This window comes from Sporosarcina ureae, assembly GCF_002109325.1.
GTDB classification, from domain to species: Bacteria; Bacillota; Bacilli; order Bacillales_A; family Planococcaceae; genus Sporosarcina; species Sporosarcina ureae_C.
In genome coordinates this window covers 2,735,058-2,759,767 of sequence record NZ_CP015348.1, presented here as the reverse complement: position 1 = coordinate 2,759,767, position 24,710 = coordinate 2,735,058, and the positions used below count along the sequence as shown (strand labels likewise).

24 protein-coding genes are annotated in these 24,710 nt (G+C 43.1%); 8 read left to right on the top strand and 16 right to left on the bottom strand.

Going from position 1 to position 24,710, the window contains the following annotated elements; genetic code table 11:
* Positions 1–375 precede the first annotated feature (375 nt).
* From SporoP32a_RS13505 to SporoP32a_RS13485, 5 genes are all read right to left on the bottom strand, one after another.
* The gene (locus tag SporoP32a_RS13505; RefSeq protein ID WP_085428373.1) at positions 376–2,310 is read right to left on the bottom strand and encodes an FtsX-like permease family protein; all 1,935 of its coding nucleotides are present in this window, start codon (positions 2,308–2,310) and stop codon (positions 376–378) included.
* Positions 2,282–3,061, bottom strand: a complete 780-nt coding sequence (locus SporoP32a_RS13500; RefSeq protein WP_085428372.1) for an ABC transporter ATP-binding protein — start codon at positions 3,059–3,061, stop codon at positions 2,282–2,284. Before SporoP32a_RS13500 ends, SporoP32a_RS13505 begins: the two co-directional genes overlap by 29 nt.
* A 1-nt stretch (position 3,062) precedes the next feature.
* On the bottom strand, positions 3,063–4,064 hold the full coding sequence (locus tag SporoP32a_RS13495; RefSeq protein WP_085428371.1) for a sensor histidine kinase: 1,002 nt from the start codon (positions 4,062–4,064) through the stop codon (positions 3,063–3,065).
* Entirely contained in the window at positions 4,064–4,762 is a 699-nt protein-coding gene (locus SporoP32a_RS13490) for a response regulator transcription factor (protein WP_085428370.1), read from the bottom strand. Before SporoP32a_RS13490 ends, SporoP32a_RS13495 begins: the two co-directional genes overlap by 1 nt.
* Positions 4,763–4,870: 108 nt before the next feature.
* The gene (locus SporoP32a_RS13485; protein WP_085428369.1) at positions 4,871–5,863 is read right to left on the bottom strand and encodes a lipoate--protein ligase; all 993 of its coding nucleotides are present in this window, start codon (positions 5,861–5,863) and stop codon (positions 4,871–4,873) included.
* Between the two features lie 208 nt (positions 5,864–6,071).
* Between SporoP32a_RS13485 and yhfH the strand changes: the two genes are divergently transcribed.
* Positions 6,072–6,197 carry a protein YhfH gene (yhfH, locus tag SporoP32a_RS13480; protein WP_085429090.1) on the top strand — a complete coding sequence of 42 codons (126 nt, stop codon included), beginning with the start codon at positions 6,072–6,074 and terminating at the stop codon, positions 6,195–6,197.
* Positions 6,198–6,364: 167 nt separating this feature from the next.
* On the opposite strand, the gene hemY is transcribed toward yhfH, so the two are convergent.
* Genes hemY through hemE form a run of 3 tightly spaced genes read right to left on the bottom strand, consistent with a single transcriptional unit; the run spans position 6,365 to position 9,813 of the window.
* Positions 6,365–7,780: a protoporphyrinogen oxidase gene (hemY, locus tag SporoP32a_RS13475; RefSeq protein ID WP_085428368.1), complete on the bottom strand. Its 1,416-nt coding sequence runs from the start codon at positions 7,778–7,780 to the stop codon at positions 6,365–6,367.
* A 29-nt stretch (positions 7,781–7,809) separates the two neighbouring features.
* On the bottom strand, positions 7,810–8,745 hold the full coding sequence (hemH, locus tag SporoP32a_RS13470; protein ID WP_085428367.1) for a ferrochelatase: 936 nt from the start codon (positions 8,743–8,745) through the stop codon (positions 7,810–7,812).
* Positions 8,746–8,769: 24 nt separating this feature from the next.
* On the bottom strand, positions 8,770–9,813 hold the full coding sequence (gene hemE / locus SporoP32a_RS13465; RefSeq protein WP_085428366.1) for a uroporphyrinogen decarboxylase: 1,044 nt from the start codon (positions 9,811–9,813) through the stop codon (positions 8,770–8,772).
* 289 nt (positions 9,814–10,102) lie between these two features.
* Between hemE and SporoP32a_RS13460 the strand changes: the two genes are divergently transcribed.
* Positions 10,103–10,612, top strand: a complete 510-nt coding sequence (locus SporoP32a_RS13460; RefSeq protein ID WP_085428365.1) for an antibiotic biosynthesis monooxygenase family protein — start codon at positions 10,103–10,105, stop codon at positions 10,610–10,612.
* Between the two features lie 164 nt (positions 10,613–10,776).
* Positions 10,777–11,940 carry a M20 metallopeptidase family protein gene (locus tag SporoP32a_RS13455; RefSeq protein WP_085428364.1) on the top strand — a complete coding sequence of 388 codons (1,164 nt, stop codon included), beginning with the start codon at positions 10,777–10,779 and terminating at the stop codon, positions 11,938–11,940.
* 594 nt (positions 11,941–12,534) lie between these two features.
* Here the strand turns inward: SporoP32a_RS13455 and SporoP32a_RS16910 are convergent.
* Positions 12,535–12,759 (bottom strand): hypothetical protein, encoded by a 225-nt coding sequence (locus SporoP32a_RS16910; protein ID WP_157129988.1) that lies wholly within the window; start codon positions 12,757–12,759, stop codon positions 12,535–12,537.
* A gap of 35 nt (positions 12,760–12,794) precedes the next feature.
* Positions 12,795–13,004 carry a hypothetical protein gene (locus SporoP32a_RS16905; protein WP_157129987.1) on the bottom strand — a complete coding sequence of 70 codons (210 nt, stop codon included), beginning with the start codon at positions 13,002–13,004 and terminating at the stop codon, positions 12,795–12,797.
* A 217-nt stretch (positions 13,005–13,221) separates the two neighbouring features.
* Between SporoP32a_RS16905 and SporoP32a_RS13450 the strand changes: the two genes are divergently transcribed.
* Positions 13,222–13,758, top strand: a complete 537-nt coding sequence (locus SporoP32a_RS13450) for a competence protein ComK (protein WP_085428363.1) — start codon at positions 13,222–13,224, stop codon at positions 13,756–13,758.
* On the opposite strand, the gene SporoP32a_RS13445 is transcribed toward SporoP32a_RS13450, so the two are convergent.
* From SporoP32a_RS13445 to SporoP32a_RS13430, 4 genes are all read right to left on the bottom strand, one after another.
* Complete coding sequence (locus tag SporoP32a_RS13445) at positions 13,721–14,098, bottom strand: YhjD family protein (RefSeq protein WP_085428362.1); 378 nt, start codon at positions 14,096–14,098, stop codon at positions 13,721–13,723. The two genes, SporoP32a_RS13450 and SporoP32a_RS13445, sit on opposite strands and share 38 nt — an antisense overlap.
* Positions 14,099–14,253: 155 nt before the next feature.
* The gene (locus SporoP32a_RS13440) at positions 14,254–14,820 is read right to left on the bottom strand and encodes a nuclear transport factor 2 family protein (protein ID WP_085428361.1); all 567 of its coding nucleotides are present in this window, start codon (positions 14,818–14,820) and stop codon (positions 14,254–14,256) included.
* 60 nt (positions 14,821–14,880) lie between these two features.
* On the bottom strand, positions 14,881–15,561 hold the full coding sequence (locus tag SporoP32a_RS13435) for a response regulator (RefSeq protein WP_085428360.1): 681 nt from the start codon (positions 15,559–15,561) through the stop codon (positions 14,881–14,883).
* A gap of 28 nt (positions 15,562–15,589) precedes the next feature.
* Positions 15,590–16,738 (bottom strand): sensor histidine kinase, encoded by a 1,149-nt coding sequence (locus tag SporoP32a_RS13430; protein WP_198166172.1) that lies wholly within the window; start codon positions 16,736–16,738, stop codon positions 15,590–15,592.
* Between the two features lie 150 nt (positions 16,739–16,888).
* On the opposite strand from SporoP32a_RS13430, the gene SporoP32a_RS13425 reads away from it, so the two are divergent.
* Both SporoP32a_RS13425 and SporoP32a_RS13420 read left to right on the top strand, forming a co-directional pair.
* Positions 16,889–17,521 (top strand): YigZ family protein, encoded by a 633-nt coding sequence (locus SporoP32a_RS13425; RefSeq protein ID WP_085428359.1) that lies wholly within the window; start codon positions 16,889–16,891, stop codon positions 17,519–17,521.
* A gap of 177 nt (positions 17,522–17,698) precedes the next feature.
* Positions 17,699–18,730: an LCP family protein gene (locus SporoP32a_RS13420; protein WP_085428358.1), complete on the top strand. Its 1,032-nt coding sequence runs from the start codon at positions 17,699–17,701 to the stop codon at positions 18,728–18,730.
* A gap of 588 nt (positions 18,731–19,318) precedes the next feature.
* Here SporoP32a_RS13420 and SporoP32a_RS13410 read toward each other — a convergent pair.
* Positions 19,319–20,362, bottom strand: a complete 1,044-nt coding sequence (locus tag SporoP32a_RS13410; RefSeq protein ID WP_085428357.1) for a glycosyltransferase family 4 protein — start codon at positions 20,360–20,362, stop codon at positions 19,319–19,321.
* 287 nt (positions 20,363–20,649) lie between these two features.
* On the opposite strand from SporoP32a_RS13410, the gene secA2 reads away from it, so the two are divergent.
* Entirely contained in the window at positions 20,650–23,016 is a 2,367-nt protein-coding gene (gene secA2, locus SporoP32a_RS13405) for an accessory Sec system translocase SecA2 (protein WP_085428356.1), read from the top strand.
* Positions 23,013–23,921, top strand: a complete 909-nt coding sequence (locus SporoP32a_RS13400) for an accessory Sec system S-layer assembly protein (RefSeq protein WP_085428355.1) — start codon at positions 23,013–23,015, stop codon at positions 23,919–23,921. Before secA2 ends, SporoP32a_RS13400 begins: the two co-directional genes overlap by 4 nt.
* Positions 23,922–24,017: 96 nt before the next feature.
* Here SporoP32a_RS13400 and SporoP32a_RS13395 read toward each other — a convergent pair whose 3' ends face one another.
* Positions 24,018–24,476 carry a C40 family peptidase gene (locus tag SporoP32a_RS13395; RefSeq protein WP_157129986.1) on the bottom strand — a complete coding sequence of 153 codons (459 nt, stop codon included), beginning with the start codon at positions 24,474–24,476 and terminating at the stop codon, positions 24,018–24,020.
* Between the last annotated feature and the right edge of the window lie 234 nt (positions 24,477–24,710).

The window sequence follows — 24,710 nt, the reverse complement described above, 5'->3', positions numbered from 1 at the left end:
AACCCCAACAACACCTAAACACACCATCGGCAATGAGTGATCTGAGTAACCATACTATCAACGTAGGATGGAAGCGGAAGTTGGGGGCGAAGTGCAAAGATGTGCTCCTAACGCTGCGCTTTTACTCGCAAAAGCCGTTCTTCGTTACGGCTCTTCCCGCAGGATCAGCTCGAAAGGAGAGACAACCAAAAGGGAGCAACGCGACCTGGTTGGCTCACCGCGGGCCCATGGGAAAGCGTCCCCCAACTGGAGCTTCCATCCCGAACCACTCACAAATTCACTCACACTTGCACTTGCACTTGCACTTGCACTTGTACTTGAACTTGAACTTGAACTCGAACTTAACTATGCCAAAACAAAAAAACACCCACTCCCTTAAGAAGTAGGTGCCTTAATATGTGCAATATAACGCCAACGGATCAAGTAGAAATAGAAAATCTGCATCAGCGCAAAGCCGCAGAGCACGAGCGCCAGCTCCTTGACAATCGAAATCTCAGCCAGCGCATCCCAAATCACCTGCAGCGACAAAAACGCAAACACACTATGAATAAACGACACACCCCACGGGAAGAAAAACTGCGGGATCAACTGTCGATTCACAATCCGCTTAAACTCCCGATCCGTCATCCCAATCCGCTGCAACACCGCATACTGCCGTCGATCGTGCGTAAGCGACGTATACAATCGGAAATAGATAAAACTGCCCGACGCGAGGAAAAATACCCCCGCCAGCAACAAGCCGATAAACAGCAACAACGAGAACGTCATACGGATATGCGAGTAATTCAGTCCCGGATTCTCGAACTCATACCGCACCGGATCGCGATCTTCAAGCACGAGCCCTGCGAGGACTTGGGCATTGATCGACAGTCCGATTTCTCGTGTTTCCTGCCAGTCCCAGACGTTAAACGCGTAATAATTAAACGCCAACGAACCACGCCCTGCTTGTTCTTCAATGCGATCAAAATCCAAATGATTCACGACGATCGTATTGAGTCCGAGTGCGTTCGGTGGAAATAATTTATACGGATAGACCCCTTCGATTTCGAGGGATACTTTACTGTCGGCCAGTTCAGTATTGACTGATTCCGTCGACAATTGATTCGCTGCGGCGGCAGTTGCCGGTAGGAATAGCGCATGTCCTCTCCGTAATGAAAGAGGTTTCTCACCAAAGGTTGCGGCCAGTTCATTCAGATCGGACAACTTGACGATATTGACTTTGTTCTTTGTGTAGGAAGACTGTTGCTCAAGTACGCGGAAACGCACAGCCCAGTAATCCAAACCTTGTTGCTCGAGTTCATTCGTCAATTGAGCGATATGTGGGTACTCGAATTCATTATGCGGCAAACTTTTATACACTAGACCGAGTGGATTCACTTCGCGGTATTGCGAGGCGAATGACGTCAAGGATGCGAGAATACCGACGGACATGAATGCGACCGTCGACACAATGGTGACGATAAAGAACATCCGCGCGTTTTCTTTCAACCGTACGATGCTTTCCGAGATCGAGATCATCCAGTAATCACGCCAGAAGAATTTCTTTTGCCGTCGCAGTGCATGCAATACGAGCGGCAAGGTGTCTGTGAAAAAGAAATAGGTTCCGATCGTAATGAGTGGCGGTAGCAAGAAAAACAGGCTGATAATACTCGAGCGCGATACGAGTGCCGCCATTGCGTAAGCCATCAGCAATAGTACGACACCGAAGACTCCACGGCTTTTCGAGTACGAATAAACCGACTGAACCGCCATGTCTCCATTTAATAAGTCCGATACTTGTCCTTGCTGAATGAATACGGGTGCGATATATGAAATGATAGCGAATAAACTAAGAAATGCACCCATTGTCAGCACGAATGGTTTCCATGACAGATAAAGCGGTAATATCGGAATCTGTACGATCGCTTTGACAATCATAAAGAAGAACTTGGAGAACATAAAGCCGAGGAATATCCCGCTTATGATAGAGGCAAATCCAAGTAGCATCGTCTCGATGAAAATCAGTCGGTGCAGTTGGCGCTTTGCCATTCCGAGAAGTAGTAATACCCCGAACTCTTTAGATCGTGCCTGCAAAAATGCACGCATCGAATAAAATAGGAAAAACAACGTGAAAATGAATAGAATGAGTTCCGCTATTCCCATACCAAGTACGGAAATCTCTTTTAGAAAGGAGTTTTCAATCGATGGATGAAATAATAACATCGAGTAAAGGAAAAAGACCATGACGGAAAATACACTCGCCATGAAAAATGCCGCATACACTCGGCGATTACGTAGAACATTACGGTAAGCGAACTGTCGAAAAGTCATTCACATTACCTCCAAGTAATGACAACACATTCAAGATTCGCTGGAAAAAGGTCTGCCGGCGTTCGTCTTTGTAAATTTCATTGAAAAACTCACCGTCTTTAATAAACATCACGCGGTCACAGTAACTTGCGGCAATCGGGTCATGCGTCACCATGATGATCGTCGTCTTTTCGTGTTGGTTAATATGTTCGAGTAATTCGAGCACATCTTTCGCAGACTTCGAATCGAGATTTCCTGTTGGCTCATCGGCCAGTACGATGCTCGGCTGATGAATGAGTGCTCTTCCAATTGCAGTACGCTGCGCTTGTCCACCCGATAATTCGTCAGGTCGACGCTCGAGAATGTCTTGCAAATTTAGCTTGTTCGCCATATCGTCCACACGATTTTTCATTACATCAATCGGTAATCCGTCCAGAGTAAGTGGCAATACGAGGTTTTCTTCCACCGTCAGCATTTGTAGTAAATTGATCTCTTGGAAGACAAAGCCGATCTGCCGTCTGCGAAATAGCGCAATGTCATTTTGACTGAGCTTTTCGGGCTCCACACCACCAATCACAATTTTGCCGGTCGTTGGAATATCCGTCGCCATTAATAAATTCAGCAAGGTTGTCTTACCACTCCCGGACGGTCCCATGATGGCGACGAACTCTCCTTCTTGCACATCGAAATCTAGTTGATTCAATGCACGATGGATCACTTTACCTTCATAAATCTTCGTTACATCTTCCATTTTAACGACTGGTTGCGTCATTTCACTGTTCACCCGCCTCTCCGTCTTTAAATAATAAGGCGATCGTCGTGCCTTCCCCTTGTTTCGAGGTAATCGTCAATTGATGACCGAGTTTCTCACATACTTCCGATGCGATATACAGCCCCATCCCTGTTGACTCACCGGACAATCTGCCGTTTTCCCCTGTGAAGAAAGCTTTCGTCACACGGTGTAAGTCGGATGCCGGTATCCCGATTCCTTCATCGACAATCTCCAGACACAGTCCTTCTGGTTGCTGGACTGCATTGACATAAATTTTCTTCCCTTTTTCAAATGTATATTTCACTGCATTCGTAATGAATTGATTGAGCATGAACTTGATCCACTTGCGATCAGTCGCAACCGTTAAATGTTCATCGACGTTCAACACAGGGAATAAGCCGTTCGTAATAAAGAGACGTTTGTTATCATTGAGCACTTCTTGCAACACTTTTCTAAGTAAAAGACGTTCAATTTGCATATCTTCTTCAAACGTTTCAAGCCGTGCATTGACCAGGACGTTTTCCAATCCATTTTGGATGCGTTCGACTTCCTGCTCGATACTCTTCTTGTCCATTTCATCTTCTTGCAACAATAATTTAATGACCGAGATCGGTGTTTTCATTTGATGCACCCATTGATTCATGAAGTGCATATGACGATTTTGCCCGTCATACAACGTCTGTACTTCACGCTGATACAAGCGGTACAGTTCACGTGTAAATTCTGTCGTCATTTTATGTTCTGGTGTCAAGACGTGCCGGATCAAAGCGTCTTCCATCTGCTTCGGCTTTTCCACGATCTTCGTATAAAATGTTCGTCGCATGATGAATTTTGCCACTAAATAGCCCGTCGTAAATAAAATACTCATCGCAACCGAATAGATCGCTGTATTCGGATTTCGGAAGCCGTCGAGCCAAAACAACAGTAAAATGAACGACACGAGTGCAGTTTGGAACACTATGAACGGGATATGTTCTCTAATGAACAGCGTGAATGCTTTCATTAAGCTTCCGACTCCGGCATGAAGCGATAGCCAGCGCCACGCACCGTTTCAATCCAGGATTGCACGTTATAATCGGTTAATTTCTTGCGTACTCTCGCCATATTGACGTTGAGCGTATTTTCATCAACGAATGATTGATCATCCCATAGTTCTTCAAGCAATTTCTCGCGCGACACGACTTTTGGCGACTCACTCATCAGCATTTCCAAAATAACGCACTCTTTCTTTTGAAGCGGAATCTCTTCGTCCCCCTTTTGCAACGCCATCCGTTCTATGTACAACGTCAAATCACCGGATACAATAATACGCTCCGACTGACTGGGCGAATACTCCCCGAATGACCGACGCAAATGGCTTTTAATTTTCGCCAGTACAATTTCATAATGGAACGGCTTCGTAATGAAATCATCCCCACCATTTTCCAGCGCAAATACTTGATCCATATCCCCTGAACGTGCCGAGATGAAAATAATCGGACACATCGTATGCTGCCGTAATTGCCGGCACCAATAATACCCGTCATAGATCGGCAAATTGATATCAAGAAGCACTAGATGTGGATTATACGCCACGCATTCTTCGACCACTCGATCAAAGTCCTGAATAATCGCGACTTCATACTGATATTTCTCAAGCGTTCCCGCCAATAATTGTGCAATTTTCAAATCATCTTCCACAATGAATATTCGATGTTTCACCGTAACCCCTCACTTTCTCGTTATGCCTAGTATACCGTATTTCCGAACGCACATAAATGAATCTCTTGTATTCAAAAAACGCATGCCCCGTAAGACATGCGCTGTTCCTTAATAAATAACATTGACGAATTCTTCTAGCTGAATTCCACCTAGAATCTTCTCGACGTCCATTGATTCAAGCGCTTCCGTAATCGCCTGGCGCTCATATTTCAAGCCAATTAAACGATTTTCAATTTCCTTTACTTCCCCAACGCCGAAAAAGTCTCCATAAATACTGACGTTTTCGATCAACCCTTTTTCCACTTGCAAGCGAACATCAATGCCGCCAACTGGGAAACGTTTTGATTGCTGCAAGTTGAACTTCGGTGAACGACCATAGTTCCACTCCCAGTTACCATAGCGCTCAGCAGATAATTCACGGATCTTCGTCCAGTCTTCATCAGTCAACACGCGATATTCAATATTTTCTTCCCCATCGAACATAGAATTTAAGATTTCTTGTCTAAACTGTTCAATTGAAATAGGTTCTTCAAGAAACTCGGAAATATTCGCGACACGACTGCGAATAGATTTAATGCCTTTCGACTCGATCTTGTCCTTTTTCACTTTAAGTGAATTCACGACACCTTCCATATCTGTATCAAACAGCAACGTGCCGTGGCTGAACATGCGATCTCCTGTTGCGAATTGTGCATTTCCCGAAATTTTACGGCCATCAATCAAAATATCATTGCGCCCAAGCAATTCTGCTTTAACACCCATTTTTGCCAGTGCATCCGTTACAGGCTCCGTAAACTTTTTAAAGTTACGGAATGATTCTCCATTGTCTTTCGTAATAAAGCTGAAGTTCAAGTTTCCTTTGTCATGGTACACAGCCCCACCGCCGGAAAGTCTACGCACTACATGAATGCCTTCACGATCTACGAACTCCGTATTAATTTCTTCTACAGTGTTTTGATTTTTCCCGATAATGATAGAAGGTTCATTGATATAGAACAGTAAATACGAATCTTTGTCTACATCCATCGTATTGAGCACATATTCTTCAATGGCTAGGTTAATACGTGGGTCTGTAACGCCTTGATTATCGATAAATTTCATATTTTCTTCTCTCCTCACAAAATTGTCACATTTATTTTTAGTATATTCTTTCAATTCAGAACGTTCAAAACCTCTTGAAAGCACGCCACAAAAGGCTTGAATCCATTTTAACAGAACTATAAATGAAATGTTGACTTTCAGCACCTGTTATAATACACTGTGTATATACCAAAGAGTTATACAACAAACAGAAGGGAATTGATTGAATATGGTAGAAAGCATTGTAGAATTTTTCAAGAACTTGCCGGCGAAGGTTTGTGCGACTTGTGGAACTGAAATTGAAGAACAGCATGAGTGTTACTCTAATCACTGTGATCACTGCAACCTAAAATAAAACAAAACTTCTATTCGGCGGATATTCCTATATTCGCTTTTTTTTATGTCAAAATACATAAATGAACTAAACCGTGTACTAATCGAACTGCGTTTTCCATCAATACTTCTACATACAACTAAAAAAGCCGTACAACCAATAAAACTGGTTGTACGGCTTCTATTATGTTAGTTAAATAAACTCGCTATCACTTGATCTTTCGCTACGACTCCTTGATCGATACAATCCGGCAAGCCGACTCCTTTATAAGAAGCTCCCGCAAGTTGGACCATTGGGAATTCATTGTGCAATTCTTCCCTCGCACGTAAAACCTTCTCTTTATGGCCTACGCGGTATTGCGGTCGATCGTCTTTCCAGCGTGTGATGATACAGAATTCTGGTTCGCCTTCAAGTTGCAGAATGTCTCCTAAGTCTTTACGGACAATCTTCTCTATCTCAGCATCGGGTAAGTCCACAATCGCTTCTTCCCCAACCCGTCCGACGAATGCTCGCACCATCACTTTATCGTCTGGCGTCGTCGTCGGCCACTTGCGATTGAGAAGTGTACAAGCCGTAATCGAATGATCGCTACTGCGCGGAACTAAGAACCCTGTTCCGTCTATATCTTTCTTCATAGCGTCTTTCGGATAACCTAGAGCTACCGTCGCAACTGAAGTTGTTAAAATCGTTGCCAATTCTTTCAACAAACCATGCGGCTCAAACAATCGACTCGCTACGGTGTGGCTTGTCGCCATAATGACCGCGTCAGCTTCGATTTGTTGCTGATCATTTAATGTAAGGACCGCGTGTTCACCATGTTTTTTTATCTTGGTAACGCGCGTGCCTTTCATAATCGTCACATCGGTCAGTTGTTGTTCAAGCGCTTCAACCAAAGATTCCAGACCATACTTGAACGTATGGAACACGCCTACCTTTTTCGAACTGTGACTGTTCTTTTGTGGCAGTTGCTTCGGTTGGCTTTTCTTCATCCCAAGAATCAGGCTACGGTGTTTTTTCTCCACTTCATAAAACTGTGGGAATGTAGATTCCAAGCTCATATGATCGATATCTCCTGCAAAAACTCCAGACAATAAAGGCTCGATCAAGTTCTCCACTACTTCAGTGCCGAAGCGACGTCGGAAAAACTTCCCGAGTGGTTGATCGCCTGTTATTCCAGAGCGCGGCAAGACCAAATCGCCTGCCGCCCGTAATTTACCACTTAAGCTAAATAAGCCTGATGCGATAAACGGTTTGACTTCTGTCGGGATTCCCATGACAGCACCCGCTGGAATTTTATGCATTTGATTATGGAGGAAAATATACGCTTGCCCTGTCGCATTACGGACGAGTTGATCCGCTATACCTAAATCAGCCGCTAATTGGTCTACACTTTGTTTACGGATCAAGAAGGAGTCGGGACCGCGTTCGATTACGTAGCCATCTCGACGGACTGTTTGGATTTTTCCACCTAGTTCTGTTGAAGCTTCAATCATCGTGATGTCTATAGGAAGTCCTTGTTCACGAGCATCTTTTTGCATATAGTACGCTGCAGCGAGACCTGTGATTCCGCCACCGATAATGACTACTTTTTTTCGTTCACTCATGTCCTTTTTTCACTCCGATCCAATTGAATTCATTTCGTTGCGTGTAATTGATCCATTACAGCATCCGCCATTGCATCAATGAATAAAGGATCGGTGTTCGGCATAGCAGGTCTATGGTACGCTGCGCCGATATCGTCACATACGACTTTACACTCGTAGTCGTTATCAAATAAGACTTCCAAGTGATCGCATACAAAACCTACTGGTGTGTAAACGAATGACGTATATCCTTTTGTTTCATGCAATTCACGTGTTAAATCCTGAACGTCAGGACCTAGCCAAGGATCAGGCGTTTGCCCTTCACTTTGCCAACCGATTGCGTATGTTTTAATGCCTGCTGCGTCTGTAATCATTTCTGCTGTCTCTTTTAATTGATCAGCATATGGGTCACCGTTAGCCAAAATCTTTTCTGGTAACGAGTGTGCTGAAACGATCAAGCATGTATTCTCACGTTCTGCTTCATCCATTGCATCGTATGTTTGACGCAATTGATTCGTCCAGTATTCAATGAATTTCGGCTGCTTGTACCAGCTTTCAACTGATGTCAGGTGGATACCGTGCTTGTCCGCTTCCTCTTTCGCGCGACCGTTGTATGATTTGACGGAGAACGTAGAGAAATGTGGCGCCAAGACAATCGATACTGCTTCTGTAATGCCGTCTTTATGCATTTCTTGCACAGCATCCTCAACGAATGGCGCAATATGCTTTAAGCCAATATATACTTTAAATTCAATTTCATCTTGTACTTCATTCATGCGAGCGCCTAATGCGTTTGCTTGATCGTCCGTAATCTTCGCAAGCGGTGAAATGCCTCCGATTGCTTCATAGCGATTACGTAGGTCTTCTACTTGTTCCGGAGCTGGCGGACGGCCTCTACGGATGTGCGTGTAATACGGTAATAGATCGTCATAGGAGTTTGGTGTTCCGTACGCCATAACGAGTAAGCCCATTTTCTTTTTCGTCATCATTTTCACCTCATGGTTGGATTATTATTTCGAACGTAATTCTTTACTATATTCATGTACGAAAGCTGTTAAGCGTTTCAATGTCGCAGGTTTTACGTCAGGGAATACGCCATGGCCTAAGTTGAAGATATGGCTTCCGTGTTCTACACCTTGTTCAACAATAACCTTCGCACGTTCTTCGATGACAGACCAGTCTGCTAGTAACATGGATGGATCCAAGTTTCCTTGCAATGGTTTTGTCATACCGCGTTCGCCCGCTTCTTTAATAGACAAGCGCCAATCCAGTCCGACTACATCGACTGGTAGGTCATGCCATTCATTTGCCAAGTGGCTTGCGCCGACTCCGAATGTAATCAACGGAATGTTTAATTCACGTAATTCCGTGAAGATACGAGTCATTGTAGGTTTAATGAAGATACGGTAATCGGATACATTCAATGCGCCAACCCATGAATCGAATATTTGCACGGCTTTCACACCTGCGTTAACTTGTGCTGTAATATAACTAATCGTCATATCAGCTAGCTTATCCATCAATGCAAACCAAGCCTGTGGCTCAGAAACCATGAACGACTTTGTCAGGTTATAGCTCTTTGAAGGGCCGCCTTCGATCATATAACTCGCTAGTGTAAACGGTGCGCCCGCGAAACCAATCAGTGGGACATTCAATTGCTCTTGTGTCAGCATCTTTATCGTATCCAAAACGTAAGGAACTTGCTCTTCTGCTGAAAACTCCCCTAAGTTTGCGATGTCTTGTGCAGAACGGATTGGATTTGAAATAACAGGACCTACGCCTGATTTGATTTTTACGTCTACTCCGATTCCTACAAGTGGTGTTACAATATCTTTATATAAAATAGCTGCATCTACATCATATTGATCTACTGGAAGCTTTGTTACATACGCACATAATTCAGGCTGATGCGTAATTTCTTCCAAGGAGTATTTTTCTTTGATTTTAAGATATTCCGGCTGTGAACGTCCTGCTTGACGCATGAACCAAACGGGCGTGTGATCTATTTGCTCGCCTCTCGCAGCGCGTAATAACGTATCATTAAAAGTTGACATATTCAGAGATACCTCTTTCCATTTTTATAATTTCGTTCGCGAAACTCATATACGTTCTCATGATAAACCGTTGACAAGTCAATGTATAGTGAATTGCGCCTTTGTCATAATTTTGTGCTTAGACTAGGGCGACTTCTGTCATTTTTCCGACAATCATTCCTAACTTGCTTGCTTTTTATGTGTTTGATACAAGAGATTTTAGGGAATTACTAAGTGTAGAATCATACACTGGATAAGAGTGTTCTCATTACACTCTGACGATTGTTACTAGCCAAAGGAGGAAATTAACATGAATATTTATATGACAACCGGAACAATGGACTTTATGGAAAAGGTGAAAGATCAGTACGTAGATGAAACAATTCACTTAATGAATGGTGCCGGCACTACACTGTTGCTGCATGAAACAAATGGCAAGAGCGTATTTCAAACACCGAGGAAGTTTGAAGTGGTAGGATCTTTCGGACAACTGACAGAACCAGGATTCTTCGCAATGGATAATGTTGCGGTAACAGATGAAGGTAAACCGATTTTCGAACATCAGTACAAGCATATGGGAGAAAAACTTCAAAACATGCCGGGTTTCATCGCATTCCGTTTATTGCGTCCTATCGGCAATGATACGTATACATTGCTAACAGAATGGACGGATCGACGTCTGTATGAAATTTGGAACAACTCCCCTGGTAATCAGCTATCCGATAAAACGGACTTCAAAGATGCTGGAGGTGCTGCGCAACACATTTTCACAAGTGCTCCATACACAACGCATTATAAAACACCTACTGAAGAGGTTTGACGTTTTTACGTCAAATCTTTTTTTATGGCCAGCCCTCTAGATCTATCATTTCGTTCACTTCTACTACAATATGTTTCGGTACCCGAAGTTTGCGATGCGTCTATTCGCTTGTTATACTAAACGAGATGATTGATTTATTTGTATATTTGAGAGGGGACTTATTAATGAGAGAACAATTATTTCAGAAATTAGAACAATCTTACGACGATATGATAGAGATTCGTCGATATTTGCATATGAATCCAGAGGTTTCATATAAAGAAACGAAGACTGCTGCCTATATCGCTGACTTTTATAAACAACTTGGCGTAGACGTACGTACGGGTGTTGGCGGCAACGGTGTCGTGGCACGAGTCAAAGGTGCGAAACCTGGGAAAACAGTTGCTTTGCGAGCAGACTTTGATGCACTACCTATTCAAGACCAAAAAGATACACCTTATGCTTCCACTGTACCAGGCGTTATGCACGCTTGCGGGCATGATGGCCATACTGCCACTCTCCTTCAACTTGCAAAAGCGATGAATGAAATGCGCGATGAGCTTTCAGGAGAATATGTATTTATCCATCAACACGCAGAAGAACTAGCTCCAGGTGGCGCTATTGCGATGATCGAAGACGGTTGTCTAGAAGGCGTCGATGTGATTTTCGGTACGCATCTCTGGTCACTACTCGAATCAGGCGTGATCCATTACTGTGCAGGTCCAGTGATGGCTGCGGCGGATCGATTTAACATTACCGTTCAAGGGGCTGGCGGACATGGCGCTGCTCCGCATCAAACAAAAGACGCGATCGTAATTGGTTCACAGTTAGTAACGAATCTTCAACAAATCGTCTCAAGACGCGTTGATCCAATCGAATCAGCTGTTTTATCCGTCGGTTCATTCGTTTCAGAAAATGCCTTTAACGTCATTGCGGATCAGGCAGTTCTAGGTGGAACGGTTCGTACATTCACAAACGACGTACGCGACCAGATGGAAAAAGAAATCAAGCGCGTAGCTGAAGGTACAGCACTTGCAAACGATTGTGAAATCACCGTGGAATACTTCCGCGGCTATCCAGCAGTAGTTAATCACGAAAAAGAAACGGACTACCTAAAAGCAGTAGCTGAGTCTATTCCTGGTTTAAAAGGCGTAGAAGAAATGCAACCTCAAATGGGCGGCGAAGATTTCGCCTACTACCTCGAGAAGATTCCAGGTACGTTCTTCTTCACAGGTGCACAACCAGCAGATGCTTATCCACATCATCACCCACGTTTTGATTTCGATGAAAAGGCTATGATGGCAGCGGCTAAGACATTGGGCGCGGCGGCTATTGATTATCAGAACTAAATAAATGCAATTGACTGAAGACATGCCCTAAGAATGTGGGGATGTCTTCAGTTTTTTTGCGTTGGGGTTTGATGATGTGGCGGTGGTGGATAGTAAGTAGGATACGATGTTAGGTAGTAGTTTTTGCAACCCCTACCCTTCCTTTTTTATGCTAAGGTAGCGGGTTGACTGGCAGTGTAAGTGGGGCGATCATTGGCCCCACTTCGGCGGTGGTGGATGGCTTCCGCCTTCGTTAGATAATGTGTAGAGCAGTTCTGATTCTTCTTTTGCAAAAACAAGGAACGAATACTACCAGGTCACTGGTTTTATCTACTATAAACCACAACCCAACTTGGTTTGTACCCAGTAGCGCAGGCACAACTGCGGGGTCGGCCGTGGCCATGAGACAGCTAGCAGCTCCACCGCTAGTTGGCTTATGGCTGGAGGCAATCCCCCACGTGCCTGCGCGAGTCTAAAGCATTACCCTCACCACTTTCAATGAACAAGCCAATATCGAGCAACGACCTAATCTATCTCCTAATGACTTTGCTAAGACAGAAGAATCGTACCACCCAGTCACTGGTTTTCATTTTCTATAAAACACAATCTAACTTGTCAACCACTCAGTAGCGCAGGCACAACTGCGGGGTAGGCCGTGGCCGTGAGACAACTGGCAGCTCCACCGCCAGCTGGCTCATGGCTGGAGGCAATCCCCCACGTGCCTGTGCGAGTCCAAAGCACGACCCTCACCACTTTCCATGCACAAGCCAATATCGAGCAACGACCTAATCTATCTCCTAATGACTTTGCTAAGACAGAAGAATCGTACCACCCAGTCACTGGTTTTCATTTTCTATAAAACACAATCTAACTTGTCAACCACTCAGTAGCGCAGGCACAACTGCGGGGTAGGCCGTGGCCGTGAGACAACTGGCAGCTCCACCGCCAGCTGGCTCATGGCTGGAGGCAATCCCCCACGTGCCTGTGCGAGTCCAAAGCACGACCCTCACCACTTTCCATGCACAAGCCAATATCGAGCAACGACCCAATCTATTCTCATCACCAATAACAGTAATTAGCAACATGATAGATAGAACAACAAACTAGTTGATCGTAAGTGGAAAGCGTCCGCCTGCAACGTCGATCAACGTTGCCTTCACCTTTACCAGCTACCTGCCAATAATTCGATAAAAAACAACATATTGATAGAATACTCGCCATCTTCCAACATTACAGTTGATTTTAGTTTTTTCTATACTATAATTAATACGTATATGGTCCTATGAAACAGGAGGGAAGAATATGGCTAATCCACATTATCTGTCGTCTTACATCGTAACATTCCATACTTTTGCATTACTTCATGGACAACATGCGAACCCATACTATACAAAAGTAGTGGAAAGCGACCGGACGTTCATTGTTGAGAAAACACCATTAGAAATCATGAGAGATTCTTGTGCGCATTACCGTTCCAACTTCGAGTCCATCATCAACAGCTCCAAGGTGGATTTAAGAAATCGTCCAAAGCCTCCGATCATGCTGACGCATTCAAATGATCAGCCGCTATTATTTTTCCCTTTACTGTCCCCTACCTTACATAAAAACACATGGGTAGCTTATCACGCAGTAAAAGATGCTGTTCAGAACAAAGATGGCGTCTCCGTCGTTCTGAAAAACGATACGCAAATGCAACTTGATACATCACTGGCTACCGTTTATCGGCAGATGGCCTTGTCACATATTTTATCGCAACGATTTGAAAATGCTCAGGAGCAGTTACGCAGTTCATATTATATGATCATGGACCCGAAGAGCTCCGATTCACCAATTTCCTGAGATACAAATTTAACAGTTCTTCCGATCGATTACGTAAGCGTACATTCAAATAGCGACGTATATCTTGATAGCCATCATGTAAAAATACATATTCCGTAAACAGTTCATCTGTTGAACGGCGTACTACTTTCATTTTGTGCTTATGCAAATACATAGCTGTCATTTGTAAATCAGTGGATACGGTATGCATCGTTTCGTCTAGCAAATTAAGATAGGGACTTTTCAGTTTGAACGGCACCTTCTCCAGTAACTGGCGATCCCGTTCCATAATCGTCAATAGCATGGGCAGGTAAATATAGTTCTCTAAATAGGGCATTGCCTCCGCGGGGATCAAAGGCACAGAAATCGCCTCCTTACAGAACGTATGTTCCTACATCGATTATAATTCCTTTAGCGCAGAAAAGCAAGTACTCATAGTATGGCTTTTTTTTGCATAAAAAAACTTCCAGTTGTCAGTACTGGAAGTTTTGTCACAAAATTGATATGTGTACTCGTTTATTGGTTACCTGGTTCATCGCCGATAAAGTGGATAGAGAACACTTTCCACTCACCGTCTTCTTTATTGAACACAGTCACTTGACGGCCTTCAGGTGTATTTTCTACTCCTGTTTCAATATCCGTGAATGTAGTTTTTAACGTAGAAAATAACTGTGCACTGTCTTCTTTATATTTTACAATCGTTTCATTGTCTACTTCGCGTTTCATTGTAGTATTCTCAAGCATTTCTTCTGTAGCTTGACGCTCTTCATCTAAGTCATAGCCTTTAGGTGAAAGTGTAGCCAGATACCCTTCGACATCCTGATTGTTCAGCGTCTCGATATAGTTGTCAAAAGCAGCTAGAATTTTTGTTTTTTCTTCTTCGGGTACATCTACTGCTTCTTCAACTTCGTCGCCAGCCATGCTGAACCCGACTTTATTATCATCTATTCCATGATCGATTGCTCCATTACCCGGTGCAGCTTCGCCAGTTTCTGGATCATTCTGTTTTGTTTCATCTTGGTTACCACATGCACCTAATACGAGTACCAACGCCATGGACGCGACTGCTATTTTTTTCTTCATATGCCCCTCCTACGTAGAGAAAAAGGCCTTCAGCGTGCAAAGACCTTTTTTCATTTTTAATTATTTTACTTCTACCCAACCATTTTTGATTGCTGTTACAACAGCTTGTGTCCGGTCATTTACACTCATTTTTTGTAGAATGCTTGAAACGTGGTTTTTCACTGTTTTTTCTGAGATGAATAGCGTTTCACCAATTGTTCGGTTACTTTGGCCATCTGTCAGCAATTGCAGAACTTCACATTCGCGCTTCGTCAATAAATGAAGTGGACGACGAATATCGTTCTGTTGGAAGGATCCTTTATGTTCTCTTTCGCTTAAACGACGGAATTCAGATACCAAGTTATGCGTGATTTTCGGGTGCAAGTACGAACCACCATTCGCTACTACTTTGATTGCTTGTACAATTGCGTCTGCATCCATTTCTTTCAGCATATAGCCTAGTGCACCTGTTTTCAAAGCATGTGTAACGTATGATTCATCATCGTGGATCGATAGCATGATAACGCGCGCATCAGGGAACTCTTTAACTAATTGCTCAGTTGCGTCTACACCATTCATGCGTGGCATATTAATATCCATCAGCACTACGTCTGGCTCATATTCTCTGTACAACTCCACTACTTCTACTCCATCGTCGCCTTCTGCTACTACGGTAAACGATTCTTCAAAATCTAAAATTCGTTTAACTCCTTCACGGAACAATTGGTGATCATCTACTATCAAAATTTTCGTCGCTTCCATATTCTATTCCTCCCAATAATTACCTTACTTACAGTTCTTTGTCCAGCGGAATTTGGAAAAGTATTGAAGTGCCTTCCCCGACTTTCGAGGTGACCTTCATTTTCCCTTTCAACAACTCCACACGCTCCTGCATTCCAATCAAACCAAAAGATTTCTCTTTTACTTCTTTTGTATCAAAACCAAGACCTTGGTCTTTGATCAATATATTGACGGTTTCACGCAACCACTCAATTTTCACCCATATTTCATCAGTTTTCGCATGCTTGATACTATTATTTACTGATTCCTGTATGAGACGAAAAATGCCTACTTCAAAATTGGAAGCAAATCGTTTTTCTGCTCCGTTACTTTGAAAGTTAATGATTAGCGGAGCCTCGTATTCACTAATGGTCGACAAATATTTTCGTAATGTCGGAACAAGTCCCAGGTCATCCAAAGCCATAGGCCGCAAATCGTAAATAATGCGGCGCACTTCAGATAGCGCTCCCCTTACCATTTCTTTAAGGTAAGAAAGTTCTTGCATCGCTTGTTCTGGACCATGCTGGACAAATGTTTTTTCGATTAAACCTGAACGCATCAAGACATTCGCCAGCATTTGAGCTGGTCCATCATGAATGTCACGTGATAATCGTTTCCGTTCTTCTTCTTGCGCTTGAATAATTTGGACCGCAAAATCTTGTTTCTGTCGGGCCGTTTCTAGTGCTGTACTTACATTTTTCAAATCAGATGTCAAATATGTGATTACAGTGGTTACTTGATTAACAAGTTGATCCGCTCTTTCAATTGTAGAAAGCAGCAGCGTTAGTCGTCGTTCGAGTTCATCCCGTTTTTCACGAAGTTGCTTCTCCTCCATTTTATTGATGGAGGCACGTACAAGCAAGTCATTTGCCACACTATATGCTTGTTTCACTTCTTCTTCGCTATACGTTATAAAGTCTTTAGATACAGTAGCCAAACGTTTCCGTGAGTGGCGTGACAAACTCTCAAGAGAATCGCCTTCTGTTATCACATGAGAAATACTTTCTTTCACTTCTGCTAACTCTTTTTGCATTTCTTCAAAACTTCGGCGGCTTTGTTCACTAATTAAGAAAATGTCGCTTTTCGAACGATCCATTACATTAACCATGTTGCCAAAGATTTTCTCCATCTGTTGAATGTCAATTGCCTTATCGTTCAAATATCTCCCTCCCGCACCCGTCTATGTGAAATTACGCAAAGTGAGCATTATTGCAGTTTAGCCTAAATACTTATACACTTCATATACAGTATATCATTTTAATGATGTAAAAGTATTATAAGTATATTACAAATGTAGGGGGAACGACAAATGCGAGCCAATTATAAAACCGTAAAGTTATACGGAGAGAGTGAATTCGTCATCCAAAAATCCCGTTTTCTGTCATTTGTCAAAAGAGTCGAGACGGAACACGAGGCATTGGACTTCATACAGGACATCAAAAAGAACCATCATACAGCCACACATAATTGTTCCGCATATATTATAGGAGAACATGACCAGATCCAAAAAGCGAATGATGACGGTGAGCCTTCAGGTACAGCCGGCTTCCCTATTTTGGAAGTTTTGAAAAAACAACACTTAAAAGACACCGTCATCGTCGTGACCCGTTATTTCGGTGGTATCAAACTCGGCGGCGGCGGATTAATTCGTGCTTACGGCAAAGCAGCTTCTGAAGGCATTGCCGCAACGGGTGTAGTGGAAAGAAAATTGCACGCCTTAGTGAAAATTTCTATTGATTATACTTGGCTTGGCAAAGTAGAAAACGAAGTACGGCAATCCGACTACCCTTTAAAAGAGATCGTCTATGAAGAGGACGTTGAACTCTTTTTATATGTTCCTGAAGAAGAACAAGAGATTTTTCAGGAATGGATGATGGAATTGACGAACGGTCAGGCAGTCCTCGCCACAACTGGACATGAATTCTTGGAGTTCGACATCTGACTATACGTCCATTCGAAAAACAGGTATAATGGTAGAAGATGAATCGTATGAATAATAGGTCTGAATTCATTCTATGACGATGAAACGTTATGCGAAGATTTGCCTCTATTAGTTAAAAGTGACTTCCCATAGATTCGCTATCTACGGTTCTTTCTGCCGTACACCTGGAGGTATAAAATGAAAAGAGAAGAATATAAGAAAAAGAAGGTTTCTAAAACGAAACGCTTCTTGAAAATAGCATTATTCACGTTCTTCATCGCGGCTCTAGCCGTTGCTGGCTATGCTTTCAAGTTGCATAACCAAGCGATGACCGTATTGGACCGTTCTTATGAACCGATTGCGAAACAGGAACCAAAAGAAATATATGTAGAACCCGCAACGGATAAAGTATCGATTCTATTAATTGGTGTAGATGAAAGTGAAGCACGTCAGGAAAGAGAACAACACGGAAGATCAGATGCGTTAGTGTTAGCTACTTTGAATCCTAAAACAAAGAGCATCAAACTCGTCAGCATCCCCCGTGATTCGTATGTCTACATTCCACACGTTAATTATAAAGACAAGATCACACATGCACATGCCTATGGCGGAACTAAAGCTTCTATTGATACAGTAGAACAACTATTTGACATTCCCGTTAACTATTATGTAAAAATGAACTTCAATGCGTTCATTGATGTCGTAGATGCACTCGGTGGTGTAGAAGTCGAGGTGCCGTACGAACGAATCGAGAAAGATGAAAATGATAAAAATGCGATTCATCTAATGCCCGGTTTTCAACGTCTCGATGGCCGCCACACATTAGCTTTAGCACGTACACGTAAACTCGATAGTGATATCGAGCGTGGCAAACGCCAGCAAATGATTCTCCAGGCGATGATCAAAGAAGCCACATCGATTACATCGATCACAAAATACGGAGACGTCATCAATGCGCTTGGCGATAACATGAAGACCGATATGACATCAAAGCAGATGTTGTCGTTCATTCAGTATATAAAAAGCGGACTTCCCGAAGTCGATACGATCACATTGACCGGCTACGATGACATGTCGACGGGAATTTACTACTACAGGTTGGATGAGCAAAAGTTAGAAGAAGTGAAGCAAATCTTAAAGTCCCACCTCGGACTGATTCCAGACTCCTCTTCCCTAACCGAGCTAGACACAGACCAAACATCCGCATCCGCCCAAACCAATTATCAATAAATCATTCGCAAGCGATGAGACCTTAACGGGTTTCATCGCTTTTTAAGTAAGTAGGGAAAGAAGAGTGGTAATTGGAGAGTGGTTTGGGATTTCCGTTTCAGGCGGACGCGTTCCGCGGGCACGGCTTCAATCTCCTCGTCCACTTCGTTCCCTGCGGGGCTTTCAGCTCGCGCTATTCCCGCTGGAGTCGCAGCCTTCCACTACAATCCTACCTGGTAACTGTAAATAGTTTGAAAGTACATTAAAGTTACTAACTGACTTAATTTTATTCATTATATTTATTTAAGTACTAAGTTCAAATTACAGGTAGAAATAACTTTGAAGTCGACTTTGATTTTGACTCTATAAATCTCGAATACGACACTTAGTTGATCGTAAGTGCAAGGCGGCGACTGCCGGAGGATCAGCCCGATCAGGTGAGACAACCAAAGAGAGCAACGCGAACTGGTTGGCTCACCGCGGGCCCATGGGAAAGCGTCCGCCTGGAGCGTCGATCAACGGCTCCCTCCCCCATCCAGGTCTTTCCTTATCAGTTTAACCACAAAAAAAGCCCTCACCCGCTTCGCAGCAGACAAGGGCTCTCTTTATTTATTTACCAATCATGCGTACTAAATTCAATAACGGACGATAATTCGCCCCTGCCAGACCAATCAACTCTACAAACAACTCAATCACAATCAGCATAACGAAAATTAGAAGCAACGCGCCCCACACTGTCGCTTGTGAGAACAATACAGCCGCTGCGCCAAATAGAATCGCGATACCATAAATCGTTAGTACAGCTTGTCTATGCGAGAAACCTACACGCAATAAACAATGATGCAAATGCGATTTATCTGCTGCTGTAATAGACTGCTTCATGCGAACTCGTCTAACGATCGCAAAGAATGTGTCTGAGATTGGAACACCTAGCATGATAATTGGAATTACTAGTGATACGACGGCAACGTTCTTAAAGCCGAGTAACGCCAGAACCGAAATCATAAACCCAAGGAAAAGTGATCCGGTATCACCCATGAAGATTTTCGCTGGATGGAAGTTATATAGTAAGAACCCTATCGAACTTGCTGCCAATATGGAAGCTGTCGCTGCAACGAAAACGTCACCCATTAAGAGAGCCATTACCGTAATGGCAATTAGCGCAATAGTGGAGACACCTGCTGCCAAACCATCCAATCCATCGATTAAGTTAACGGCATTTGTGATACCGATAATCCAAATAATCGTGATGGGAATACTTAAATAACCAAAGTCAAGCTGTCCAAGAAACGGCAAGTTGATGAACTCAATTTGTAATCCGCCCCATAGTACAACGACTAACGCAGCTACTAGCTGACCTAACATTTTTGCTTTTGCTGTTATTTCCAGCATATCATCCAAAAAGCCAATCATGACGATCAGTACCGCACCGATTAAGATGCTTACAGCGTGCTCGTCTTTCGGCAATAATATAGCATATCCAATAATAAACGCTCCGAAAATCGCGAGCCCGCCGATTCTAGGCATGATTCTCGCGTGAACTTTACGATAATTGGGACGGTCAACCGCACCGATCCGATACGCGAATTTGATGACTAGCGGTGTTAGTATGATAGCAGCGATAAAAGCTACAGACATTGCAATGAATAACATGTCTTTCCTCCCCAATTAGCATTAAGTACATATCACCTTTTAGTATAACATAATTGTTGCTAGATTTCATTATTTAGTACGCATTACATATCTATTCCCTTACTTGCTTATATACAAACACTACTGAACACTGTCACCATGAGGAATTGTCCATTATATGTCCAATAAAAAGATATAAGTCTATTGTTCTTCTCTTTCTATATATAGATAGTCTTTTGGCGGTCTATTTGGTAAAATAGATAGGAATCTCTCATTCAGATAGAGATTTATAAAGGAGCGTTCAATTCATGTTAAAAATCTTTAAACGTAAAACTGGAACGAGTGAGCGTCAGCTGCGTAAATACCGCAAAATTGTGGAGCAAATTAATTCACTCGAACCTAAATATATTGCTATGTCTGATGAGGATCTAACAGGAATGACAGATCAATTCAAACAACAGTTGGAAGACGGCGCAACCGTCGAGACTATCATGCCAGATGCATTCGCAGTCGTACGTGAAGCATCTAAACGGGTTCTCGGTATGCGTCATTTTGATGTGCAACTAATCGGTGGTGCTGTCTTGACGGAAGGGAATATCGCTGAAATGCCGACGGGCGAAGGTAAAACACTTGTGGCTTCCTTACCTTCATATGTACGCGCACTCGAAGGAAAAGGTGTCCACGTCATTACGGTCAACGATTATTTAGCTAAGCGCGACTATGACCAAATCGGTCAGATCCACCGTTTCCTTGGATTAACTGTTGGCTTGAATGTTCCCATGATGCAAGGGCCAGCCAAACAAGCCGCTTATCAATCAGATATCACATATGGTGTCGGAACGGAATTTGGATTTGACTACCTACGAGACAATATGGTGCAACACCCTTCTCAGAAAGTTCAACGCCCTTATCACTTCGCTATTATTGATGAAGTAGACAGCGTACTCATTGATGAAGCGAAAACACCTTTAATTGTAGCAGGTAAAATGCAAGCGGATGCGGACCTTCACCAAATCGCAGCTCGTCTAGCGAAACGTTTTAAAGTCGAAGAAGATTTCGATTTCGATGATGCAACCAAAGCTACTTCCCTTACAGAACAAGGTATCGAAAAAGTCGAGAAAGCCTTCGGTATCGGCAACTTGTATGACTTGGATCATCAAACACTTTATCACTATGTCATCCAAGCTGTCCGGGCATTCGTCATCTTCAAGCGAGATGTAGACTATATCGTACGCGATGGCAAAATTGAATTAGTCGATATGTTCACTGGCCGAATCATGGAAGGTAGAACATTATCAGACGGTCTTCATCAAGCGATTGAAGCTAAAGAAGGCGTCGAAATTACGGATGAAAATAAAGCACAAGCTCAAATTACGATCCAAAACTATTTCCGTATGTATCCAAAGCTTTGCGGAATGACGGGTACTGCGAAAACGCAAGATAAGGAATTCCGCGAAGTTTATAATATGGAAGTTATTCAAATTCCAACGAATCGTCCACGTGCTCGAATCGACGCACCGGATTTCGTCTTCAAAACTACAGAAGAAAAGTATAAAGCTGTCGCAAAAGAAGTAGCAGCTCGTCATGCGAAGAGACAACCCGTACTAGTTGGTACTACATCTATTCTCCAATCCGAAGCTGTCGCAAAATATTTACGTGACGAAGGGTTGAAGTTCCACCTATTGAATGCGAAGAGTGTTGAGCAGGAAGTTTCATTGATTTCCGAATCTGGACAAGCAGGTAATATTACGGTCGCTACTAATATGGCAGGACGTGGTACGGATATCGTACTCGGTGAAGGCGTAGAAGAAAATGGCGGACTGTTTGTATTAGGAACAGAAAAGCATGAAAGTCGTCGCGTCGATAATCAGTTGCGGGGTCGTTCAGGTCGTCAAGGTGACCACGGCGAAAGCCAATTCTATCTTTCATTGGAAGACGAAATGTACATGCGCTTCTCTCCGGAAGAGCTCGAGAAGTTCTTGACGAAAGTTCGTGTCGATGAAGATGGAAAAGTACTGAACCCTGAAGTCCACGAACTGACGGAACGAACTCAACGGATTGTTGAAGGCGCACATTTCTCCATGCGAGAATACAATCTAAAGCTAGATGACGTTATCAACGATCAGCGCGAAGTCATCTATTCATTACGCAATCGCATACTTGAAGGTAACGATATTTTCGGCAAACTGAAATCGATGTTGTCAGAAACTGTTGAATTCGCCGTTCTCGACAGCTGTCCAGATAATGAAATCGCCGATAATTGGGATTTCGAACGGATCGAACGTACAATGAATGCATTATTACTAACACCTGTCGAGCTTCCATCTTCATTAGATAGAACAGCAGATATCATGAAAGAATACGATGAAGGAATGGCAGAGTTGTTTGCATTTATCGACACTTTCACTGATAATGAACAAGTGAGTCAACTATTACCACAAGTCATGTTGAGCTATCTCGACACGATGTGGGTCAAGCATTTAGAAGTCATGACACGCCTAAAAGAAGGAATTGGATTGCGTTCGTACGGACAGGAAGATCCTATGCGTATTTACCAGCGTGAAGGCTTGCAGTTATTTGCCAAGCACTATCAACGCCTGCGCCGGGATATTGCGTCCGAAATTATCGCATTCATGAAGCAACTTAATACACAACAACAGGAGGTTTCCCAATGAAACTCTTCAATCGGTTTAAAAAGACAGAGAAAACTGGATTAGATAGTACAGTAGCATCCGAAGAAATTCTTGAGAACGGCCAGGCTGGATCAGGTAATGAAGATATTGAAACTGATTTATCCCTTCATTCACAATGGACTTTAACGCAGGAGCAGGAATATGTTTTCCGCTTCCTAGCAAATGAACTAGAACCATTAAAACCAAACCAGATTTCCTTATCAGGTATTGATATCGATTTAGAACCTGCAAACGACAGCTGGTTAGTCAAAGCATTCTTCCGCTCTTCACTTGATCAAGCGATCACTGTAGGAGAAATCGAATTATTATTACTCGATGAAGAAGGCAACACAGCAGCTTCTGCAGAATTTGATTTGAATGAATTAGGCGAAATTCCAGCGCGCAGTGCACGTCCATGGGTATTCGTTTTCGAAAAGAAAGATCAATTGACGGAAGAAATTCCAGCAACAAACTGGAAGCTAGCATTCAACGTTCATTCCATGATGCCACACCAATTGGAACTTGCACCGTCATGGGAAGAGCAATTGCCGGCTGAACAGAAAGAAGCTTTGGCTGAAGTAGTCAACGGTCTTCCGAAGTTAAAGCCTCGCGAAGTGAATATCGCTGGTTTCCAAATCCAATCACAAGACGACGATACCATCGCTGCATCTGTATTCGTTCGTAACGGTCACTCCAAGCAAATCAATATCGAAAAGCTGCCACTTGAGTTGATCGATGCAACAGGAGATTTGGTTGCTCGTGGAACATTCGACCTTAATCCTCCACTATCCGTGAAGGCGAACAGCACGACTCCTTGGACATTCATCTATCCAAAGGAATTGATAAAGAAAGACGAACCGGATTTCTCTCGATGGACAATCCGCGTTCCACAAGACGCAACTAATTAACATTCGCCGTATAGAAGTGGGTCTTCCCCTCTCCTATACGGCTTTTTCGCGCAAAAAAATCGATTTCCCAATGAAGGAAAATCGATGTCTCTTCTATTAAATACCCGCAACCCGCTTTGCACCCATATAGCGTTTGCCCCAATAAGAATCATTTACTCGATCTACGCGCACACCTTTAGATGTAGAAGCATGTGCGAACTTGCCGTTACCTACGTAGATTCCTACGTGAGAAACTCCACGGCCCGTCGTGTTAAAGAATACTAAATCGCCATTACGTAGGCTCGCTTTCTTTACTGTGCGTCCTGATGCATACATATCTCGAGAAGTACGCGCTACTTTCAAGTCATTTTGTTTGAATACGTAGCCAACATAACCCGAGCAGTCGAATCCAGCTCTTGTTGTTCCGCCGTAGCGATATTTGATGCCTGTTAAACTAGTTGCTGTTTTAGTGATGCTTGTCGTTTTCCCAGCCGCTTCTGCCTGTCCTGTAAATGGTGAGACAAACAGTAGTGTAGAAAGTGCTAGGACTGATAGTACTTTTTGCAATAGATTCATATGTTCCTCCGATGACAGTATGTATTTTTGCTAGCTTGGTTGTTTCTGTTATATTTACTTTAGCATTTAATAATCTATTGTTTTGTTACAGTCATGTAACGGGATTGTTTCAAATTCAGATAATTTGTTACGTTTGAAATATTTATGACTGATTCTGACAGCTTGTAGGCGTTGTTGGGTCGTGGCTCGACATTGGCTTGTCCATTGAAAGTAGTGAGGGTCATGCTTTGGACC

What these genes read in the sequence shown, in the direction of transcription:
- SporoP32a_RS13400 (WP_085428355.1), top strand. Translation starts at nt 23,013, where the DNA reads ATGAAACTCTTCAATCGGTTTAAAAAGACAGAGAAAACTGGATTAGAT.
- hemY (WP_085428368.1), bottom strand. Translation starts at nt 7,780, where the DNA reads ATGAGTGAACGAAAAAAAGTAGTCATTATCGGTGGCGGAATCACAGGT.
- SporoP32a_RS13460 (WP_085428365.1), top strand. Translation starts at nt 10,103, where the DNA reads ATGAATATTTATATGACAACCGGAACAATGGACTTTATGGAAAAGGTG.
- SporoP32a_RS13455 (WP_085428364.1), top strand. Translation starts at nt 10,777, where the DNA reads ATGAGAGAACAATTATTTCAGAAATTAGAACAATCTTACGACGATATG.
- yhfH (WP_085429090.1), top strand. Translation starts at nt 6,072, where the DNA reads ATGGTAGAAAGCATTGTAGAATTTTTCAAGAACTTGCCGGCGAAGGTT.
- SporoP32a_RS13395 (WP_157129986.1), bottom strand. Translation starts at nt 24,476, where the DNA reads ATGAATCTATTGCAAAAAGTACTATCAGTCCTAGCACTTTCTACACTA.
- hemE (WP_085428366.1), bottom strand. Translation starts at nt 9,813, where the DNA reads ATGTCAACTTTTAATGATACGTTATTACGCGCTGCGAGAGGCGAGCAA.
- secA2 (WP_085428356.1), top strand. Translation starts at nt 20,650, where the DNA reads ATGTTAAAAATCTTTAAACGTAAAACTGGAACGAGTGAGCGTCAGCTG.
- hemH (WP_085428367.1), bottom strand. Translation starts at nt 8,745, where the DNA reads ATGACGAAAAAGAAAATGGGCTTACTCGTTATGGCGTACGGAACACCA.
- SporoP32a_RS13440 (WP_085428361.1), bottom strand. Translation starts at nt 14,820, where the DNA reads ATGAAGAAAAAAATAGCAGTCGCGTCCATGGCGTTGGTACTCGTATTA.
- SporoP32a_RS13500 (WP_085428372.1), bottom strand. Translation starts at nt 3,061, where the DNA reads ATGACGCAACCAGTCGTTAAAATGGAAGATGTAACGAAGATTTATGAA.
- SporoP32a_RS13425 (WP_085428359.1), top strand. Translation starts at nt 16,889, where the DNA reads ATGCGAGCCAATTATAAAACCGTAAAGTTATACGGAGAGAGTGAATTC.
- SporoP32a_RS13495 (WP_085428371.1), bottom strand. Translation starts at nt 4,064, where the DNA reads ATGAAAGCATTCACGCTGTTCATTAGAGAACATATCCCGTTCATAGTG.
- SporoP32a_RS13485 (WP_085428369.1), bottom strand. Translation starts at nt 5,863, where the DNA reads ATGAAATTTATCGATAATCAAGGCGTTACAGACCCACGTATTAACCTA.
- SporoP32a_RS13505 (WP_085428373.1), bottom strand. Translation starts at nt 2,310, where the DNA reads ATGACTTTTCGACAGTTCGCTTACCGTAATGTTCTACGTAATCGCCGA.
- SporoP32a_RS13420 (WP_085428358.1), top strand. Translation starts at nt 17,699, where the DNA reads ATGAAAAGAGAAGAATATAAGAAAAAGAAGGTTTCTAAAACGAAACGC.
- SporoP32a_RS13435 (WP_085428360.1), bottom strand. Translation starts at nt 15,561, where the DNA reads ATGGAAGCGACGAAAATTTTGATAGTAGATGATCACCAATTGTTCCGT.
- SporoP32a_RS13410 (WP_085428357.1), bottom strand. Translation starts at nt 20,362, where the DNA reads ATGTTATTCATTGCAATGTCTGTAGCTTTTATCGCTGCTATCATACTA.
- SporoP32a_RS13450 (WP_085428363.1), top strand. Translation starts at nt 13,222, where the DNA reads ATGGCTAATCCACATTATCTGTCGTCTTACATCGTAACATTCCATACT.
- SporoP32a_RS16905 (WP_157129987.1), bottom strand. Translation starts at nt 13,004, where the DNA reads ATGTTGCTAATTACTGTTATTGGTGATGAGAATAGATTGGGTCGTTGC.